Source organism: Micromonospora sp. M61 (genome assembly GCF_018070245.1).
In the GTDB taxonomy this organism is placed as follows: Bacteria; Actinomycetota; Actinomycetes; order Mycobacteriales; family Micromonosporaceae; genus Micromonospora; species Micromonospora zamorensis.
Window position 1 is genome coordinate 45,698 of sequence record NZ_JAGPYA010000040.1, and the last position, 18,271, is coordinate 63,968.

General features: G+C 71.2%; 16 protein-coding genes. 6 read left to right on the top strand and 10 right to left on the bottom strand.

Annotated features, from left to right (window positions below; genetic code table 11):
* Positions 1-33 precede the first annotated feature (33 nt).
* Positions 34-1,761, top strand: coding sequence for an IlvD/Edd family dehydratase (locus KBX34_RS22140; RefSeq protein WP_099854871.1), 1,728 nt, complete (start codon positions 34-36; stop codon positions 1,759-1,761).
* Between the two features lie 63 nt (positions 1,762-1,824).
* On the opposite strand, the gene KBX34_RS22145 is transcribed toward KBX34_RS22140, so the two are convergent.
* Complete coding sequence (locus tag KBX34_RS22145; protein WP_210926692.1) at positions 1,825-3,279, bottom strand: alkaline phosphatase PhoX; 1,455 nt, start codon at positions 3,277-3,279, stop codon at positions 1,825-1,827.
* Between the two features lie 122 nt (positions 3,280-3,401).
* Positions 3,402-3,947: an ABATE domain-containing protein gene (locus KBX34_RS22150; protein ID WP_210926694.1), complete on the bottom strand. Its 546-nt coding sequence runs from the start codon at positions 3,945-3,947 to the stop codon at positions 3,402-3,404.
* Positions 3,948-3,992: 45 nt separating this feature from the next.
* Here KBX34_RS22150 and KBX34_RS22155 point away from each other — a divergent pair, with 45 nt between their 5' ends.
* The 3 genes from KBX34_RS22155 to KBX34_RS22165 all read left to right on the top strand — a co-directional run bounded on the left by KBX34_RS22155 (position 3,993) and on the right by KBX34_RS22165 (position 6,920).
* The gene (locus tag KBX34_RS22155) at positions 3,993-5,204 is read left to right on the top strand and encodes an MFS transporter (protein WP_210926696.1); all 1,212 of its coding nucleotides are present in this window, start codon (positions 3,993-3,995) and stop codon (positions 5,202-5,204) included.
* A 126-nt stretch (positions 5,205-5,330) separates the two neighbouring features.
* Positions 5,331-5,510 (top strand): hypothetical protein, encoded by a 180-nt coding sequence (locus KBX34_RS22160; RefSeq protein WP_210926698.1) that lies wholly within the window; start codon positions 5,331-5,333, stop codon positions 5,508-5,510.
* 6 nt (positions 5,511-5,516) lie between these two features.
* A complete protein-coding gene (locus KBX34_RS22165) occupies positions 5,517-6,920 on the top strand; it encodes a hypothetical protein (protein ID WP_307871468.1) in 1,404 nt (467 codons plus the stop codon).
* A 25-nt stretch (positions 6,921-6,945) separates the two neighbouring features.
* On the opposite strand, the gene KBX34_RS22170 is transcribed toward KBX34_RS22165, so the two are convergent.
* The 3 genes from KBX34_RS22170 to KBX34_RS22180 all read right to left on the bottom strand — a co-directional run bounded on the left by KBX34_RS22170 (position 6,946) and on the right by KBX34_RS22180 (position 9,667).
* Positions 6,946-8,160, bottom strand: a complete 1,215-nt coding sequence (locus KBX34_RS22170; protein WP_210926699.1) for an RNA polymerase sigma factor — start codon at positions 8,158-8,160, stop codon at positions 6,946-6,948.
* Positions 8,160-8,576, bottom strand: a complete 417-nt coding sequence (locus KBX34_RS22175) for a YciI family protein (RefSeq protein ID WP_088948881.1) — start codon at positions 8,574-8,576, stop codon at positions 8,160-8,162. The genes KBX34_RS22170 and KBX34_RS22175 overlap by 1 nt, the downstream gene beginning before the upstream one ends.
* A 140-nt stretch (positions 8,577-8,716) precedes the next feature.
* A complete protein-coding gene (locus KBX34_RS22180; RefSeq protein ID WP_210926701.1) occupies positions 8,717-9,667 on the bottom strand; it encodes an NADP-dependent oxidoreductase in 951 nt (316 codons plus the stop codon).
* Between the two features lie 323 nt (positions 9,668-9,990).
* Here KBX34_RS22180 and KBX34_RS22185 point away from each other — a divergent pair, with 323 nt between their 5' ends.
* Positions 9,991-10,713, top strand: a complete 723-nt coding sequence (locus KBX34_RS22185) for an alpha/beta fold hydrolase (RefSeq protein WP_247666801.1) — start codon at positions 9,991-9,993, stop codon at positions 10,711-10,713.
* Between the two features lie 126 nt (positions 10,714-10,839).
* Here the strand turns inward: KBX34_RS22185 and KBX34_RS22190 are convergent, their stop codons facing one another.
* A complete protein-coding gene (locus KBX34_RS22190; protein ID WP_210926703.1) occupies positions 10,840-11,775 on the bottom strand; it encodes a hypothetical protein in 936 nt (311 codons plus the stop codon).
* A 148-nt stretch (positions 11,776-11,923) separates the two neighbouring features.
* Complete coding sequence (locus KBX34_RS22195) at positions 11,924-12,451, bottom strand: MarR family winged helix-turn-helix transcriptional regulator (RefSeq protein ID WP_210926705.1); 528 nt, start codon at positions 12,449-12,451, stop codon at positions 11,924-11,926.
* Positions 12,452-12,595: 144 nt separating this feature from the next.
* Here KBX34_RS22195 and KBX34_RS22200 point away from each other — a divergent pair, with 144 nt between their 5' ends.
* The gene (locus KBX34_RS22200) at positions 12,596-14,872 is read left to right on the top strand and encodes an LLM class flavin-dependent oxidoreductase (RefSeq protein ID WP_210926707.1); all 2,277 of its coding nucleotides are present in this window, start codon (positions 12,596-12,598) and stop codon (positions 14,870-14,872) included.
* Between the two features lie 9 nt (positions 14,873-14,881).
* On the opposite strand, the gene KBX34_RS22205 is transcribed toward KBX34_RS22200, so the two are convergent.
* The 3 genes from KBX34_RS22205 to KBX34_RS22215 form a co-directional block, all read right to left on the bottom strand.
* A complete protein-coding gene (locus tag KBX34_RS22205; RefSeq protein ID WP_210926709.1) occupies positions 14,882-15,592 on the bottom strand; it encodes a DNA alkylation repair protein in 711 nt (236 codons plus the stop codon).
* A gap of 96 nt (positions 15,593-15,688) precedes the next feature.
* The gene (locus KBX34_RS22210) at positions 15,689-16,681 is read right to left on the bottom strand and encodes an alpha/beta hydrolase family protein (RefSeq protein WP_210926710.1); all 993 of its coding nucleotides are present in this window, start codon (positions 16,679-16,681) and stop codon (positions 15,689-15,691) included.
* Positions 16,682-16,696: 15 nt separating this feature from the next.
* The gene (locus tag KBX34_RS22215) at positions 16,697-18,214 is read right to left on the bottom strand and encodes an FG-GAP-like repeat-containing protein (RefSeq protein WP_374223713.1); all 1,518 of its coding nucleotides are present in this window, start codon (positions 18,212-18,214) and stop codon (positions 16,697-16,699) included.
* Positions 18,215-18,271 lie beyond the last annotated feature (57 nt).

Below are 18,271 nucleotides of genomic sequence, written 5' to 3' on the forward strand. Positions count from 1 at the left end.
CGCCGGGCGGGACGACGACAGGAAGGTGTGCCGATGTCGACGACGAATCCACCGCTGCGCAGCGGGCAGTGGTTCGGTGCGGAGGGCCGCAACGGGTTCATCCACCGGTCCTGGATGCGCAACCAGGGGTTCGCGGACGACGTCTTCGACGGTCGTCCGGTGATCGGCATCGCCACCACCTGGTCGGAGCTGACACCCTGCAACGCCCACCTGCGGGACCTGGCCGAATCGGTGAAGCGGGGCGTGTGGGAGAGCGGCGGCCTGCCCCTGGAGTTCCCCGCGATGAGCCTGGGCGAGCCCCTGATGCGACCCACCACCATGCTCTACCGCAACCTGCTGGCGATGGAGTTGGAGGAGTCGGTCCGGGCCAACCCGCTCGACGGGGTCGTCCTGCTCTCCGGCTGCGACAAGACCACGCCCGGTCTGCTGATGGGGGCGGCGAGCGTCGACCTGCCGACTCTGATGATGACCGGCGGCCCGATGCTCAACGGCAAGTTCCGCGGCCAGGACATCGGCTCGGGCACCGTCGTCTGGCGCTTCACCGAGGAGATGCGGGCGGGCCGGATGAGCGCGGCCGACTGCGCCGAGGCGGAGGTCGGCATGTCCCGCAGCCGGGGCCACTGCATGACCATGGGGACCGCCTCCACGATGGCCTGCGTGACCGAGGCTTTGGGCGTGCAACTCCCGGGGGCCGCCGCCGTGCCGGCTGTCGACTCCCGCAGGTACGCGCTCGCACACGCCGCCGGCCGCCGGATCGTCGCCATGGTCCAACAGGACCAACGGTTGTCCACGGTGCTCACCCGCCAGGCGTTCGAGAACGCCATCCGGGTCAACGCCGCGATCGGCGGTTCCACCAATGCCGTCGTACACCTGCTCGCCATCGCCGGACGCCTCGGCGTCCCCCTGTCCCTGGAGGACTTCGACACCCTCACCGCCGACGTGCCGATGCTCGTCAACCTCATGCCGTCCGGGGCGTACCTCATGGAGGACTTCGCCTACGCGGGCGGCGTTCCGGCGGTGATGGCGGAGATCGCCCCGCTGCTGAACATGGACCACGTCACCGTCAGCGGCAGGAGCGTGGCCGACAACATCACCGGCGCCCAGTGCTGGAACCGGGAGGTCATCGGCACCCTGGCCGAGCCGTTCCAGCCCGCCGGCTCCGGCACCGTGGTGCTGCGCGGCTCGCTCGCGCCGTCCGGGGCGGTGCTGAAGGTGTCCGCCGCCTCCGCCCAGCTCCTCACGCACACCGGTCCCGCGCTCGTCTTCGACCGGATCGAGGACTATGTCGTCGCCGCCGACGACCCGGACCTGGACGTCACCCCCGACACGGTGCTCGTGGTCCGCAACGCAGGGCCGCGCGGCTACCCCGGTTTCCCGGAGGTGGGCAACGTGCCGATGCCACGACGGCTGCTCGCGGCCGGCATCACGGACATGGTGCGGATCTCCGACGCCCGCATGAGCGGCACTGGCTACGGCACCTGCATCCTGCACGTGGCCCCGGAGGCGGCCGTGGGCGGCCCGCTCGCGCTGGTGCGCACCGGCGACCTGATCCGCGTCGACGTCCCGTCGCGGAGCCTGGAACTCCTGGTCGACGACACCGAGCTTGTCCAGCGCCGGGCCGCGTGGCGGCCGCCGCCGCCGGTGGCCGACCGGGGATGGGTACGGCTGTACAGCGAGCACGTCCTGCAGGCCGACCAGGGCGCGGACCTGGACTTCCTCGTCGGCGGCAGCGGCAGTGCCGTGCCCCGTCACTCGCACTGAGGTGTGGACGCGGTGGGGGTCAGGCGGTCCGCCCGCCCCCCACCGATCGATCCGAATCCGGGCTCAGCCCAGGTACTTCTCCCACGGGCCGGTGATGGCCAGGGTGAGGCCGGGGTCCTGCATGTTGACGAAGAGCACCCTGCCGTCGGCGGTGAAGGTCGGCCCGCAGAACTCCGAGTCGTTGAGCTGGTTGCGGGCGATCGCGTAGGTCGGGCCGCCCGGGACCGCGCTGAGCACGTGGGACGTGCCCTTGCCGTCCTCGGCGAGGACGAGACTTCCCCACGGGGTGACGGTCACGTTGTCCGGGCCGTCGAAGGTGATGTCGTTGTACCTGACCGGCGTCCCCTCCTCGGAGGCGCTCTGGTGCGGGAAGTACGTCACCAGCTGGATGGTCTGGGCCTTGTAGTCGTAGAACCAGACCATGCCGTCGTGCGGTGCCGCGTCCGCCGGCAGGTCACCCTCGTCCCAGGCGTACGAGTTGACCACGTACACGCCCTCGTCGGTGCCCCACACACCCTCGAACTTGCGTCCGCGGGTGACCTGGCCATCGGTGAACTGCTCGCGTACGGACCTGTCCCGCGCGTCGCGGTCCGGCACCTCGATCCACCGGACGGGGAAGGGGCGACCCAGCTGCGCGGAGGTCAGGTAGGCGACGTCCGGCAGCACCGAACCGTCGTCCATGATGATCTGCATCGCGGCGAGGACGCCGGCGTTGGGCGCGAGCCGGGTGAGCACGCCGGGACCGACCTTGACGCCGCGCGGCGCCGACCAGCGGTAGAAGAGGCCGTTGGGCCCGTCGGCGTCTTCGGACAGGTAGATGTGGGTGCGGTCCTTGTCGACCGCCAGGGCCTCGTGGGAGTAGCGACCCAGGCACTTGATCGGCCTCGGGTCGGCGCTGCCGTCGGCCCAGACCTCGAAGACGTAGCCGTGGTCCTTCTGGTAGACGCCGGACCGGCCGCCCTCTTCCCACGCGTCGCCGGCCCGGTCCTCGGTCTCCTCGCAGGTGAGCCAGGTCCCCCAGGGGGTGGGCCCGCCGGCGCAGTTGGAGATGGTGCCGGAGAGGGCGACGAACTCACCCAGGTTGCGGCCCGCACGGTCGGTCCTGATCACGGTGCATCCGCCGGCGTCGACGGCGCCCGGGTCGTACACCGTTCCCTTGACGTGCGGCACGCCGAACTCCGCGCCGGGGTCGATCTCGTGGTTCTGAATCAGGGCGTAGCGGCCGTTGCCGGCGTCGTAGACGGCCATGCCGTCGTGGTCGGCCGGGGTCATGCCCTGGCCACGGTCGAGCCGGGTCACGCCGGTCCGGGTGACCACTGTGTAGCTGAAGCCCTCGGGCAGGGCCAGGATTCCCTTCGGGTCGTCCACGAGCGGCGGGAAGGGCACGTGACCGGACTTGACCGGCGGGTGTGGCCGGCCCGGGCTGGCCTGGGCCAGCGACGGCAGGCCGCCGGCGACGGCAAGGCCAACGCCGGCGGCGGCGCTGCCAGCGAGGAAGGTACGACGAGAAGAAGGCACGGCGATCAGCTCCTGGTCAGGACAAGTGCGACGACTGGCAGCCAACTCCTGCGGGCGGACACCGAAACGTCGCCGACGGGATCGCTCGGTGACATCGGGGTGAAGAATCGGGGCCGCTGCCCTCAGGGGGCCGAGGTTCGCCGTCGACGGCGGTACGCGGCGGCCTTGGCGCGATCTCCGCAGCCGCGCATGCCGCACCAGCGTCGCCGCGAGCCTCGCGACCGGTCGACGAACGCTCGGGTGCAGTGCTCGTCGGCGCACCACCGGAGGGCGTGACGGTCGTCGCTGGCGTGCAACTCCAGGCAGTCGCGCGCGAGGACCGTCAGGACGGCGTCGGTGTCGCCCGTCCGGTGCACCCCGTCGACGTCCAGGCGCAGCTCGGGTAGCGGTCCAGCCGCGGCATCATTGACCAGCTCGCGATCGGCCGGGGCCGCGTCGGTGCCGTCGATCAGGGCTCGGACCAGGCGGAACATCGCCTCGCGGAGATCCTTGGCTTGCCGCAGAGCCGCATCGTCCACATGAGGGGGTTGCTCGACGACGCCAGCCTGAACGGCCCAGTCCGCGAAATCCTGCGGGGTCGTCAGCTGCTCGATGTCGGTGTGGCCGCGCTCGGCGAGCGTGGGAAGGAAGTCCAGTACCGGCCGGTCGGCAATGAACTCGAATCTCACGTCACCATCTTGACCGGTGACGCGACGCGATGCAAGAGTGATCCGATGGGATCACCGGTCCAACAGGTGACGGCAACCGATCCCGGCACCCGCCGGCACGGCGCACGGCTGGCCCACTACCTGGCCGCAGCGCTACTGGCGCGCACCGCCGACGAGGGCGCACGGGTGGCACTGGTGCTCCTCGCCCTGGACCGGGCGGACAGCGCCGCCGTCGGCGGAACGCTGGTCGCGACCCTGCTGATTCCACACGTGGTGGCCGCGCCCCTGGTCGGTGCGCTGGTGGACCGGTCGCGACGGCCGGCGGCCGTGCTCGCCGGAGCGATCACCGTCTTCGCCGGGGCCCTCGCGGCGCCGGTCGCCCTGCTCGGTCACGCGCCGCTGTGGCAGACCTACCTCGTCCTCGTGGTGGCGGGGTGCTGCGGACCGGCGGTGACCGGCGGGCTGACCAGCCGGTTGGGCGAGCTGGCGGGACCCGGGCACGAGGCTCGTGCCTTCGCGCTGGACTCGCTGTTCTACAACGTCGCCGGCATGGCCGGGCCGGCGGCGGTCGGGCTGGTCGCGGCGGCAGCCGGCCCGAGCACCGCCATCCTCGCGCTCGCGATCACCGCCGGACTCGGCGCACTCGGCGTCGCCTCCCTGCATCTGCCCACCTCCGACACCGTGGCGGCGCGGACACGAACGGCTGGCCTGTTCCACGGCACCCGCGCGGTCGCACGCGATCCGGCCCTGCGAGTGCTCACCCTCGCGACCAGCTTCGGTCAACTGGGCCTGGGCGGTCTCGCCGTGGTCGCCACCACCCTGGCTGCCGCCGCGCACGAACCCACGCGCGCTGGCCTGCTGCTCGGCGTGATCGCCGCAGGTGCGTTCGTGGGCTCCCTGCTCTGGGCCTGGAGGCCGATGCCGGCCTCCCGCGCGCCGGTTGTGACGGTCTGGGCCATGGCCGCGGTCGGCGTACCCCTCGCGCTGGCGGCCGCCGTGCACTCCCTACCGCTGACCGCAGCGTTGTTTGCGCTGTCCGGGCTCTTCACCGGGCCGTGCGCCGCAGCGCTGTTCCTGGCCCGGAACCAGTTGGCCACCGAGACGACCCGTACGCAGGTCTTCACCATCGGCGCCGGACTGAAGGTGGCGGCTTCCGCGATCGGTGCCGGTCTCCTGGGTCTCGCCTCCCACCTGCCGGTGAGCGCCCAACTGCTGCTGGTCGCCGCCTTTCCGATTGTCGCGGGGACAGCGGGCGGCGTACTGCTCCGCCGTCGGTAGCGGAAGGTGCCGCCTGGCAGGGCTGGTGGCACGGGCCCGACCCGGTGGAGTTGCCGTCCGCCTCGGTTCGCTGCTCGGCCGGAAATGGGGTTCGGTCGGGCTGGTCGGCTGGGGCAGGATGTCGCCATGATCGGGAGCAGACGCGTCACCGGGGATCGCCCGCCTTCGCCGGTGGGACAGGACGGCCTGCCCGGGTCGGTGCGGGTCGCGGTCGACGAGGCTCGCACCGGCCGGTGGGAGGCACTGAACCGTCTGGTCGAGGTGCTGCTGGCTGTCGATGCCGTAGGCGACGAGGAGGCGGCGTAGTCGGCCGTGGCGCTGGTGGCCGGAATGCCGGAGCTGCTGGTGCGGCTTGACGAGCACGCGCGGTCGGCGCCGTGGCGCGGTGGGTGCCAGGAGCCCGCGCTGAGGCGGGTCTCGGCACGACTCTCCGGCGATGCTCCCGGTCCGGTGGCGACGGTGTTGGCGAGCATGCATGGCGACGGGCGGATCCGGGAGCGTGCGGTCGCGACGATGACCGGTCGCCCGCGCGCGGAGGCCATGCCGTTCCTGGTGCTGCGTACCGCGGACTGGGTCAAGCCGGTCCGGGATCAGGCCCGGGCCGGGCTCGCGGTGCTGCTCGCCGACGACCCGGCGGTCCACCTGCCGGCGGTCCTGCCGGTGGTGCTCCGTCTTGAGGCGCGCCTGCGTGCCGGCTTCGCGGTCGCCCAGGTGCGGGCGGCGGTGTTCGCGGCGACGGAGCAGGTGTGGCGAGGCCTGCTCGATTCGGGCGGTCGCCGGCAGCGCCGGTTCGTCTTCGACATCGTCCTGGCGCAGGGCAGCCTGCGCCTCCCCGATCTCGTGGCCCTTGCCGAGTCGGATCCGGATGTGCGGGTTCGGGCGCGGGCGGCGGAGGCGGCGTGCCGTGAGGCGGTGTGGACCCGCCGGCTCGACGCCCTGAAGCGTCTGGCTCGATCGGCTCGGGCCGAGGTGCGGGCGGTGGCATTGACCGGGCTGGTCCGCGCGGGGCAGGACGCCGAGGTCGCCGCGTGCCTCGACGATGACGCGCCGCTGGTACGGGCGGTGGCCCGGGACGCCGCCCGCCGCCTCGGTACCGACGCGCGGGAGCACTACCGGAGCGCCGTCGGCACCGGTGAGCCGGCTTCGGGGGCGATCGCCGGGCTCGCCGAGATCGGCTCCGTCGCGGACGCCCCGTTGCTGCAACGGCTGCTGGGTCATGAGCAGGCAAGGCTGCGCGCTCAGGCGGTACGGGGTCTGCGGCTGCTGGACGCGGTCGGGGTGGGGGAGATGGCGGCGTTGCTGCGGGACCCGTCACCGGCGGTGGTGCGGGAGGTCACCGCGGCCCTACGCCCGGTCGCCGGCGCTCTGCCGCCGGCCCTGGCGTGGGAACTGCTGCGGGCCGGTCGGGTGGAGTTGCGCCGGGCCGGTTACCGGCTCCTGCGCGGCCGGGGTGTCGGCGTCGAGTTGCGCGCCGCTCTGATCCTGGCCGTCGACGCGGACCCACGCCTGGCCGAGCGGGGCACGGCCGACGCCACCCGGATCACCCGTGACGCGACACGGACAGCCTCGCACCGTGTCCCTCAGCCACCCTTGCAGGTGACGGGGACGGAACACGCTGAGCTCGTCACCCTGGCCTCACGAGTGGCGGCGGCGCTCGGAGCGGAGACCAGCCAGCAGCTCACCGGTTGGCTGACGAGCAGCCGCCCCGGTGGGTGACGGCGCGGCGTGAAGGGCTGCGGAGTCAGCTCAGCGCGGCCGCCTTGCGGAGCAGCACTGCGCGCTCGCGCTGGTTGGCACAGAGCCGAGCGGCCAGCTCCAGTTCGGCGCGCGCCTCGGGTCGGCGACCGAGACGGCTCAGCAGCTCCCCGCGTACGGTCGGGACCAGGTACGACCCGGCCAGTCGGTTCGAGGCGACCAGATCGTCCACGATGGACAGGGCCTGCGCCGGCCCCGAGGCCATGGCCACGGCGACGGCCCGGTTGAGCTCGACCACCGGGGAGGGCGCGACCCGACCGAGTGCCTCGTAGAGCAGCACGATCCGGTCCCAGTCGGTCTCCTCGACGGAGGGCGCCGACGCGTGGGTGGCCGCGATGGCGGCCTGCAGACCGTAGGGGCCGAAGCCACGGGTCGATGCCCTGGCCAACGCCGCCAGCCCGCGGCGGATCGCCGCGCGGTCCCACAGTCGGCGGTCCTGGTCCTCGAGCAGGACCGGCGTGCCGTCCGCGGCGGTGCGGGCCGGGAAGCGCGCGGCCGTCAGCTCGCACAGCGCGAGCAGGCCGTGCACCTCCGGCTCGTCCGGCTGTAGCGCGGCGAGCGTGCGGGCCAGCCGGATCGCCTCGTACGCGACGTCGGGGCGCAGCAGCCGGTCGCCGGACGTGGCCGTCGAACCCTCGGTGAAGATCACGTAGAGGACGCTGAGCACACCACCCAGCCGTTCCCGGCGCTCATCGGGGGCCGGCAACTCGAACGGCACCCGGGCCGCCGCGATCGTCTTCTTGCCCCGGGTGATGCGGGCCTGCACGGTCGGCACGGGTACGAGGAACGCGCGGGCGATCTCCTCGGTGGACAGGCCACCGACCACGCGCAGGGTCAGCGCCACCCGGGTCTCCGGGGAGAGCACCGGGTGGCAGCTGACGAACATCAGCGCCAGGATGTCGTCGTCGATCCGGTCGGGGTCGATCTCCGCGTCGACCGCGGGTTCGGCGGCCAGCAGGGCGTAACGGTCCCGTAGGGCGGCCCGGCGGCGGATCGCGTCGATCGCCCGCCGCCGGGCCGTGGCCATCAGCCAGCCGCCCGGATTGGCCGGAGAGGCACGCGGCCACGACACCAGCGCCTCGGCCACCGCCTCCTGGGCCGCGTCCTCGGCCAGCCCGAAATCGCCGGTGAACCGGGTCAGCGCGGCGACGATCCGGGCCGACTCGATCCGCCAAACGGCCTCGATGTCGGCCGTACCCATCAGACCCGGCCGCTGCTCCCGTGCGAGGTCCCTTCCGTGACGAACTTCCCGCTGTCCTGCGGGACCTCGTCCTCACCGGGCACCCGACGGATCTCGATCTTGGACCCGGGAACCGAGGGAACCCGCTTGGCCCACTCGACAGCCTCCTGAATCGAGGCGACGTCGAGCAGGAAGAAGCCACCGAACAACTCCTTGGTCTCCCCGTACGGCCCGTCGGTGACCACCGGCGCCTCGTCGCCGAAGTGCACCACGACGCCCTGGCTCGGATCGTCCAACCCCTCGGCGGCGACGTAGACGCCGGCCTTGGCCGCCTCCTCGATGAACAGGCGGGTCGCGGTCATCAGCTCGTCGACGTTGGCCATCACGGCCGCGTTGGTCTCGTCGGTGCCCCGCATGATCAGCATGTACTGCGCCATCGCGTTCTCCTTCGTCCGGCGGGGCCGCCCGGCGGGCCTCGCACCCCCGCGTCGAACGAGCGGCCCGCGGATCGACACGGCCCCTGAATAATCTCTCGCCGGGACGCAGCCTGCCCCTTCCTGCGATCCGTGTCCCGCCCTCAACCGCGAAAGCCGTCGACGGCGGGCAACTGTTCGTCCGCGACCTGGATGATCGTCTTGCCGGGTGTACGACGGTGGCGGGCGAACGCGGCGGCCGTCTCGGCCAGTGGTCGTACGGCGCCGACGACGGGGTTGAGCCGTCCGGTACGGAGGCGCTGGGCGAGGTCGGCCAGCCGGACGCGATCAGGTTCGACGACGAAGAAGATGGCTCGCCCGTCCCTGGGTTGCACCGTGGGCGGCATGGCGATGGTGACCAGTGTCCCGCCCGGGCGTGCCAGTTCGGTCGACTGCGTGAGGATGTCGCCGCCGATGACGTCGAGCACCACGTCCACCTCGCCGACCTGCCGCAGATCGTCGGCGTCCAGGTCGACGAAGGTCTGCGCGCCGAGGGCGAGGGTGGCAGCACGGTCGTCGGCTCGGCCGGTGCCGATCACCCGGGCGCCCACCTCCCGGGCGAGTTGGACGGCGATGGAGCCGACACCGCCCGCCGCGCCGTGGATGAGGACGGTCTGGCCGGTCGTGAGGTGGGCGTGGTCGAACAGTGCCTGCCATGCGGTCAGCCCGGAGATGGGCAGCGCGGCGGCCACGGTGTGGTCGATGTCGGCCGGGAGAGGGGCCAGGTTGCGGGCCTCCACCGCGGTGTACTCGGCCAGGGACCCGTTGCGGGCCCAGTCGGTCAGGCCGAACACCCGCTGGCCCACGCTGAGGCCGGTGGTCCCGTAGCCGAGTTCGACCACGACGCCGGACAGCTCGTGGCCGGGAATGCTGGGTGTCCGGTCGTGGCCGGCGCGGTCGGTCCACGTTGCCGGCCAGCCGAGCTCTCCGGGAGTGAACCCTGCGGCGTGTACGCGCACGATGACGTCGTTCTCCGCGGCGTGCGGGTATGGCATGTCGGTCAGGGTGAGCCCATTGACGCCCGCGTCACGGTCTCGCACGGTGATCGCTCGCATGCTCGGATCCTTTCCACAAGAGTTCGTCCGATGGGAGCTTGAGTCCGGTCAGTGCGGCCAGGGCGACCGTGCCGTTCGTGGTCTCGGGTCGATTCTTCATCCCGTCGAACTGGACTCGCAGGAACTCGTTCCTGAAGTCCCCGCGCGGTGGACGCCGAGGATCTCACCCAGCTCATCGTGTTCCAGGCCGGGGCCGAGGCCGAGCACGTCGGTCAGGACGCCGACCTGAACGCGACGTTTCCTGGTCGCAGGGTGGGTAATCAGCCGCGCCCACGTAGTCGGACGAGGCATCCACCCGAGCCCGTCCTCAGGCAAAGGAGCCGATGGCCGTGTCAGACCAAGACGTCACCGTTGTCCTCGTTCACGGCGCGTTCGCCGAGTCGGCGAGCTGGAACGGTGTGATCGAGCGGCTCGGTGCGGCCTACAACGTGGTGGCCGCCGCCAACCCGCTGCGCAGCGTCGCCGGAGATGCCGCATACCTGCGGGACGTGGTACGAGGCATCGGCGGACCGGTCCTGCTCGTCGGCCACTCGTACGCTGGAATGGTCATCACCGAGGCGGCGGCCGACGACCCGATGGTGCGTGCCCTGGTCTACGTCAATGCCTTCGCCCCGGAGACGGGTGAGTCGGCGCTGGCGCTGTCCGGCAAGTTCCCCGGCAGCACGCTCGCCGACACCCTGGTTTCCTACCCGGTGGCGACCGGCGGCAACGAGGTGGCCATCGCCCAGAACGCCTACCACAAACAGTTCGTCCAGGACGTGTCCGGCAACGTGGCGGCGTTGATGGCCCGGACGCAGCGGCCGGTGACCGAGCAGGCGCTCGGCGAGGGCCTGGCGTCGACGACACCGGCGTGGAAGTTGTTGCCCAGCTGGTTCGTCTTCGGCGACCAGGACCACAACATCCCGGTCGCGGCGCACCGCTTCATGGCCGAGCGTGCCGACGCCCGCGGCGTCCGGGAGATCGTCGGCGCCTCCCACGCGATGACGGCGTCCCAGCCCGGCGAGGTCGCCGAGACCATCATCGAGGCGGTACGGGGAACGTCCTGAGCCCGAGCCGTTCCGTCACGCCCTGACGGATCACGCACACGACGTCATCGACGATCTCGACGCACGGCCCTGCCGCCTGTTCGCAGCGCGGCGGGGCCGTTCCCGCGGTGCCCGTCGACCGAACGGTCACCGGCCGCAGGCACCGCACGGCCTGCGGGTGCGCAGGTGGTAGTCGCTGGACGCCGCCACGAGGCCGAGCCCCAGGATGCTGTACGCCGACATCGCCACCCAGAGGAACGCGTCGGAGAACTCGCTCTCCGATCCCGACACCACCTGCACCATCCCCATGCCGAAGTAGGCCACGATGCCCGTCCCGAGGCCGAAGCCGGGCACCAGCAACAGCAGACGAGGGATCGTGCGGCCGGCGAGCAGCGGCACCCATCCCGGCCAGACCTCACCCCAGTGGTGCACCAGCGCCAGCGGCAACAACACCCCGGCCAGCACCATGCCGATCATCAGCCCGACCATTGTGGCGTCGTCGGTGAGACCGTCGAATCCCACCACGGCCTGGGCCGCAAATCGGGCGACGAGGCCGGTCACTGCGGCGTACGCGGCCCACCGCGCCCACCGCGCTGGTGTCGAGCGCCGCAGACCCGGTCGGACCGTCCGGCAGCAGTCCGGACAGTCGCCCCGGGTGCGCCGCTGATAGCGGGCGGTGGCCAGGCCGAGCAGGACCGCTCCGGTGACACAGCCGAGCCGGCTGGCGAACGCGAGCGGGTCGAAGTACGGGCCGACCGTGAACAACAGGAAGCCCACCAGCTCCGGCAGCAGGATCGCGGCTGCGGCAACCAGCGCCCCGGCGGTCGCCCAGGCGACCGCCGCGAGCACTGGCCGCCACACCACCAGCCGGTCCAGAGCAACCGCCAGGACACCCGCCGCGACGCACATCGCCACCGACCACCAGCCGGTGAAACCCAGCAGGTCCGTCCCGAACCGCCCGAACTCCGGCGCCTCACCGACGGTCCACGCCAGACGCAAACCCCCGTATGCCACGGCCCAGCCGAGCACTGCGTACGTCAGGCCATGGCCCGCCTCGCGGACGGCCGGTGCCGATGTCGTCATGCGTCGATCCTCGCGGGACCGGCGCGCGGACGGCCCCCGCCGGCAGGGGAACGCACTCCCTCGCTCGGGTGAGGTTCGTCGCCGATCCACAAGCGAGCGCGCCGAGGGCGATGTCACGGGCGACGACCTCGGCGGGCCGCCCGGCGGCCTACTCGTCTGACTGTTCGGTCTGCGGAAGGACGCTCCGCACGGCGACGCAGGGGTCCGTGGTGGGCGCGGCGGCGTGGATCGCCTCGGCGGCGCGGGAGGCGAAGTCGCGGAAGGCGTCGCGCTGATCCTCGGGCAGCCCGCCCAGCACGTGGTCCTCGGCGTGGGCGACCCGTCGCTCGGCCTCGGCGAGTGCCGCACGCCCGCGGTCGGTGGCCACGACCCGGCGGGCGCGCCGGTCCTGAGGGTCGAGCTTCCGTTCGATGAGACCGGCATTCTCCAGGTCGTCGATGACGTACGTCAGGACGCTGCGGTCGATGGAAAGGCGCGCGGCCAGCGCGCCCTGCGTGGGCACGTCCTCGTGTACGACGACGGCCAGGATGTGGTAGCCCCGGCTGCGATGCGGCAGGTCGCTCAGTGTCTCCTCGACGTACTCGTGCCAGCGGCGCAGCACGACACCCAGTGACCAGCCGAAGGTCGAACCGCGCCTGCGGTCGGCCGGCAGCTCGCACGCGTCGGTGGCGGACATGCACCGGACGCTAGCAGGCGATGTGTTGATCAAACCGAAGTTCCTGTGCACCGAGGAATCAGCCAGTGGGCAAGTGCGTTGTGGGACATACGATCTGCTGTGCAGATTATATTCTGGCAACATGACCACGGAGATGCTGACGAAATGTCTGATTACGGGCACGAACTTCTCTTCGGCACGTTTCTGACGCCCACCGCTCAGGACCCCGACCACGTGGTGGCGCTCGCTGAGCTGACCGAAGCGGCGGGACTGGACCTCACCACCTTCCAGGACCATCCGTACAACGCCGAGTTCCTCGACACCTGGACCCTGCTGAGCTGGGTCGCGGCCCGCACCGAACGACTGCGGATCTCGGGAAACGTCCTCAGCCTTCCGTTGCGCCCGCCGGCCGTCCTGGCCAGGGCGGCGGCGAGCCTGGACCGGCTGTCCCACGGTCGTTTCGAGCTGGGCCTCGGCGCCGGCGCGTTCTGGGACGGAATCGAGGGCATGGGCGCTCGTCGGCTGACGGCGGGGCAGGGTGTCGAGGCGCTGCGCGAGGCGATCGACGTCCTGCGGGGGGTCTGGGACGCCGAGGCCTCCGGGCCGCTGCGGCGGGACGGGAAGTACTACCCGATCCCCGGCATGCGGCGCGGCCCCGCGCCGGCCCACGACATCGACATCTGGCTCGGCGCGTACCAGCCGAAGATGCTGGCGTTGACCGGTCAGAAGGCCAACGGCTGGCTGCCGACCCTGGAATACCTGCGGTCCCCGGACCGGGTGACCGCCAACCGGCTCATCGACGAGGCAGCGGTCGGGGCGGGGCGTGACCCTCGGGAGATCCGGCGACTGCTCAATCTGTTCACCGTCGACGTCTCGTCGCGCAGCCGTGGCTTCCTCCAGGGCCCCGCGGAGCAGTGGGTCGAACAACTCCTCCCGCTGGTCCTGGAAGAGGGTTTCAGCACCTTCCTGATCGGCCGGGACGACCCGCGACTGATCCAGACCCTCGGGCAGGAGGTCGCCCCCGCGCTGCGGGAGGCGGTCGCCAGGGAGCGGGCGGGAACCGCGTCCGGCACCGGACCGACCCACGCGGTCGCTGCCCGGTCCGAGCGGCACCCGGGCCTCGACTACGACGCGCTGCCCGCATCGCTGACCACCGGCGCCGTCGAGCCCGGCCATCCGGAGTACGAGGGTGTGCGCCACACCTACAGCTGGCAGGGGTCACCGGCCCTGGTGATCCGGCCGCAGACCGCCGCCGAGGTGGTCGATGCCGTGTCGTACGCGCGGACCCAGGACGTCCCGTTGTCCGTGCGCAGCGGCGGGCACGGCATCAGCGGCCGGTCGACGAACGACGGCGGGATCGTCATCGACATGTCGAGGATGAACCGCGTCGAGGTGCTGGACCGGGCGACTCGCCGGATCCGGCTGGAGCCCGGCGCCCGCTGGGGGGAGGTGGCCCAGGCGCTCGCCCCGTACGGCCTGGCGATGAGCTCGGGTGACTACGGTGACGTGGGCGTCGGTGGCCTCGCCACCACCGGAGGCGTCGGCTATCTGGCGCGCCGGCACGGCCTGACCATCGACCACGTCGTCGCCGCCGAGATCGTCACCGCCGACAGCCGCCTGCTCCGGGTGGACGACGAGCACCATGCTGATCTGTTCTGGGCTGTCCGTGGCGCCGGTGGCAACTTCGGCGTCGTCACCGCCCTCGAACTGGAGGCGTACGAGGTCGACAAAGTCGTCTACGCCCACCTCGTCGCGGACGCCACCGACACCGCCCAACTGCTGCACCGTTGGGGCCGGCTCGTGGAGGACGCGCCGCGGGACCTGACGAGCTTCCTGTCCCTCTTCCCGGGCCGCCGTGGAAACCCCCCGATGGCCCAGGTCACCCTCGTGTACGCCGGTGACGACATCCAGGCGGCGCAGTCCGCGCTGAGCCCGTTCCTGGAGATCGGCCCGATTCTCGATCAGCAGGCGCAACTCGTGCCGTACCCGGCGATCGTCGTGCCACCCGGCAACGACCATCGGGGTCAGGGTCTGCGGGACACCCGCAGCGGGCTGTTGCACCACGTCACACCGGAGGCAGCCGACCTCATGGAAAACATGATCCGTTCCGGCGACGTAATGATCATGCAGCTCCGGTCCGTCGGCGCGGCGGTCAACGACGTCGCTCACGACGCGACCGCGTACCCGCACCGGGAGCAGAACTTCTCGGTGCTCGCCGCCACGGTCCCGGACCGCAGGCCGCAACTCGACAAGCTGTGGGCCGAGCTGTACGCGCATCTCGACGGCATGTACCTCAGCTTCGAGTCCGACACCGACCCGGCTCGACTGCTGGACGCCTGGCCCGAGCCCACGCTGAGCCGACTGCGCGCGATCAAGGCCACGTACGACCCGGACAACGTCTTCAACCGGAACTTCCCGATCTCACCGGCGACACCGGTCTGACCCGGCTGCCTAGAGCGTGCCGGACAGGTACTCCCTCCGTCGCTGCGGTTCGAACTTCTCGATCGCGTACCGCAGCATGACCCGGGGCATGGCGTGGTAGCGGCGGAGCAGGAACTCCTCCTCCGCCGCTCTGTCCCGGTTGCCCACCTCACGCAGCATCCAGCCCACCGCCTTGCGGACGAGGTCGTGCGGATCCTGGAGGAGCCGGTCGCTGAGCCGGAAGGTCCATTCGAAGTCGTCGGCCTTGATGAAGGCGAAAGTCGCCATGACGGCGATGCGCCGGTCCCACACGAGGTCAGACCCGGCCAGCCGGTCCAGGACGCCGCGCTCCTTGTCGACGAGCCAGGGGCCGACGATGTACGGCGCCGACGAGTCGACCAGGTCCCAGTTGTTGATGCGGTCGGTGTTCGCCAGGACGAGGCGGTAGATCTCGCCCCGTTCCTGGTCGTGGCCCCTGGTGAACTTGCGGACCAGGATGAGCAGCGACGTCAGCCTCTCCTCGTGCACGTCGGAGTGCAGCAGCGTCGTTGTCTCGGCCAGGGAGAGGTCGCGCCAGTATCTGCCGGCCACCGTGCGCTGGTCCGGCACGGACACGCCGATGGCCCGGTCGCCCTCGCCGTAACCGCCGGGGACCATCTGCAGGAAACGGCTCGACGCCTCGGCGCGACCCGGGTCGGCACGGCTGGCGAGGTCTCGACGGACGTCGACGCTCGTGGCCATGACCAGCAAGCTACCGTGCCGGTCAGTGGCCACGACGCCGCGTCCACAGCGAGCCGCCGCGAGCCCAGCATGCACAGCGAGCCGCCGCTGGCCACCTCAGCCGGCGCGGCGTAGCCGGCCGAGCATCCCGTTGAGGTCCTGGACGAACAGGTCGTGGCGGAAGAAGTGCCCGCCGGGCACCTCGCGCCACTCGTGCGGGATACCGGCCCGGGCGAGTGCGGCGCGGAACTCGCGCTGACCGGCGAGCACCTGGGTTTCGTTGACGGTGTCGAACCAGTTGATCGGATCGGGTGACGTGCCGGCCGCCAGGAAGATCCGCTTGTTCTGGAAACTCGGGATGCGCTGGACCGGGTTGTCGGCGCTGACCCGCGCCTCGTCCCACAGCGGGATCCCGTAGACGGTGCCGCCGCCGAGGTCCAGCGCGGCGGAGGTGGCGTTGGCCCAGTGCACGACGAGTCCGAAGTCCCGGCGCAGGCTGGCCGGCCCGGAGTGTGAGCTGACCGAGCAGAAGTGGCCGTAGTACTTGGCCGCGTACTTCAACGCGCCGAAGCCGCCCATCGAGAAGCCGGCCACCGCGCGTCCGTTGTACTCGGCGAAGGTACGGAAGTTCGCGTCGATCCACGGCAGCAACTGGGCGATGTGGAAGGTCTCCCAGTTGCGGGGTCCCACGAAGCTGTTCACCGGATTGCAGTACCAGCCGGTCGACGCGTCCGGCATGACGACGATGACCTCCCGGCCGGCGGTCAGACCGATGATGTTGTCCTGGAGGTGGAAGGTGCGGAAGTCGGCGTTGCCACCGTGCAGCAGGTACAGCACGGGGTACCGCTTGCCGCTGGTGTGGTACCCGTCAGGCAGCAGCACGTTGACGCCCGGGTCCCACTCGATGGCGTCCGTGGCGAAGCGGTAGTACTGGAGGCGGCCGCCGTTCTCGTTGCGGTCGACGATGCGCAGGCCGTACCCGTCGGTGGCGGCCATGGCGGCGGACGGTGCGGCGAGGGCGCCGGCGAACAGCCCGGCGGCGGCCACCGCCGCGGAGCCACCGATCAGCCGGCGCCGGCTGATCGACGCGGGCGGGGGTACGTCGAGCATTGGAGTCTCCCTGGGTCAGAAGGTGGTCTCGTTGGGCAGGCCGAAGAAGTCGTGCCATTTGGTGGCGCCGAGGAAGGTGGTGCCGGTGGAGAGGCCGACGTGGACGTCGTTGAAGCTGCCCTTGGTGAAGGCGACGATGTCGTCCTTGCCGTCGCCGTTGTAGTCACCCAGGTAGGGGAACTCGCCGGGCAGGCAGAAGAGGTCGTTCCACTTGACTGTGGTGCCGACGAATGAGGTGCCGTTGGAGACGGCGGCGTAGACGTCGGCGTCGGCGTTGCAGGTGAAGGTGACGATGTCGTCGCGTCCGTCGCCGTTGATGTCGCCGACGCGGGGTTGTTCGGCGCCGACCGCGAACAGGTCGTGCCAGGTCTGTGCCGCCCCGAACGAGGTTCCCGTGGACAGGGCGACGATCACGTCTGACGCCGTGAGCGGCCCCTGGGTGAAGGTGATGATGTCGTCGCGTCCGTCGCCGTCGACGTCGCCGAGGGCCGGATACTCCCCGGCGATCGAGAAGTACTCGTGCCACTTGAGCGCCGTTCCAGCGAACGACGAACCGGAGGACAACGCGACGTACACGTCCCCGGCGCCGTCGTGGGTGAAGGCGACGATGTCGTCGCGTCCGTCGCCGTTGACGTCCCCCACCGCGGCCACCTCGGCGTTCGGGGCGAACCAGTCGTGCCACTTCGTGGCGCCCGCGAACGACGACCCGTTCGACAGTGCCACGTACACGTCGGCGAGCGAGCCGTGGGTGAAGGCCACGATGTCGTCGCGCCCGTCGCCGTTGAAGTCCCCGGACAGCAGCGTCTCGTCGTTGAGCCCGAAGAAGTCGTTCCACTTCACCGACGTCCCCGCGAACGAGGAGCCGGTGGACGCCGACACGTACACGTCGTTGAGTGAGCCGCGGGTGAAGGCGACGATGTCGTCGCGACCATCGCCGGTGAAGTCCGTCGGTGAGCCGGCCAGGTAGCGGCCGCCCGACGGAGCGCCGCAGTTGTCACTGACCAGGTACTTCTGGTTGTACTGGGCCGGGTAGGGAGCCAGCGAGACGCCGTTGATGACGATCGTCTGTCCGACTCCGTTGTAGAGCTGCTCGTAGTGGACGTGCGGCCCAGACGAGTTGCCGGTGCTGCCGGTGATGCCGATCTGCTGTCCCTGCTGCACGTACGCGCCATTGGCAACCGAGTAGGCGCTGAGATGGAAGTGGTAGGTCGTCCAGCCCCCACCGTGGTCGACGACGATGTAGTTACCGGCCCCGCTGGGCTGGGAGTAGTGCCGGGCCACACCCGCTGCGGACGCCACCTGGGGGGTGCCTCCGGTGGCGCCGCCGTCGGCGCGCACGAAGTCCAACGCCTGCCGCACCTCCGCGCTGTGGTGGTCGTAGGTCCAGCGTTGCCCGCACGGGAACGGCGCTTTGAAGTTCGGTGCGGCCATCGCTGGCGAGGGTGACACCACCACGGCGGTCAGGACCGCCATGGCCAGGGTGAGAAGCGCGACCAGGGCGCGGAGGACGGGGGTACGCGAAGGCCGGGACATGGCGGGACTCCTGACGTACTCAGAGGGTGGTTTCGCCGTTGAGGCCGAAGAAGTCGT

Coding starts and splice junctions, on each gene's coding strand:
- KBX34_RS22155 (WP_210926696.1), top strand. CDS start 3,993: ATGGGATCACCGGTCCAACAGGTGACGGCAACCGATCCCGGCACCCGC.
- KBX34_RS22140 (WP_099854871.1), top strand. CDS start 34: ATGTCGACGACGAATCCACCGCTGCGCAGCGGGCAGTGGTTCGGTGCG.
- KBX34_RS22195 (WP_210926705.1), bottom strand. CDS start 12,451: ATGTCCGCCACCGACGCGTGCGAGCTGCCGGCCGACCGCAGGCGCGGT.
- KBX34_RS22190 (WP_210926703.1), bottom strand. CDS start 11,775: ATGACGACATCGGCACCGGCCGTCCGCGAGGCGGGCCATGGCCTGACG.
- KBX34_RS22215 (WP_374223713.1), bottom strand. CDS start 18,214: ATGTCCCGGCCTTCGCGTACCCCCGTCCTCCGCGCCCTGGTCGCGCTT.
- KBX34_RS22180 (WP_210926701.1), bottom strand. CDS start 9,667: ATGCGAGCGATCACCGTGCGAGACCGTGACGCGGGCGTCAATGGGCTC.
- KBX34_RS22160 (WP_210926698.1), top strand. CDS start 5,331: ATGATCGGGAGCAGACGCGTCACCGGGGATCGCCCGCCTTCGCCGGTG.
- KBX34_RS22200 (WP_210926707.1), top strand. CDS start 12,596: ATGTCTGATTACGGGCACGAACTTCTCTTCGGCACGTTTCTGACGCCC.
- KBX34_RS22170 (WP_210926699.1), bottom strand. CDS start 8,160: ATGGGTACGGCCGACATCGAGGCCGTTTGGCGGATCGAGTCGGCCCGG.
- KBX34_RS22210 (WP_210926710.1), bottom strand. CDS start 16,681: ATGCTCGACGTACCCCCGCCCGCGTCGATCAGCCGGCGCCGGCTGATC.
- KBX34_RS22175 (WP_088948881.1), bottom strand. CDS start 8,576: ATGGCGCAGTACATGCTGATCATGCGGGGCACCGACGAGACCAACGCG.
- KBX34_RS22185 (WP_247666801.1), top strand. CDS start 9,991: ATGGCCGTGTCAGACCAAGACGTCACCGTTGTCCTCGTTCACGGCGCG.
- KBX34_RS22205 (WP_210926709.1), bottom strand. CDS start 15,592: ATGGCCACGAGCGTCGACGTCCGTCGAGACCTCGCCAGCCGTGCCGAC.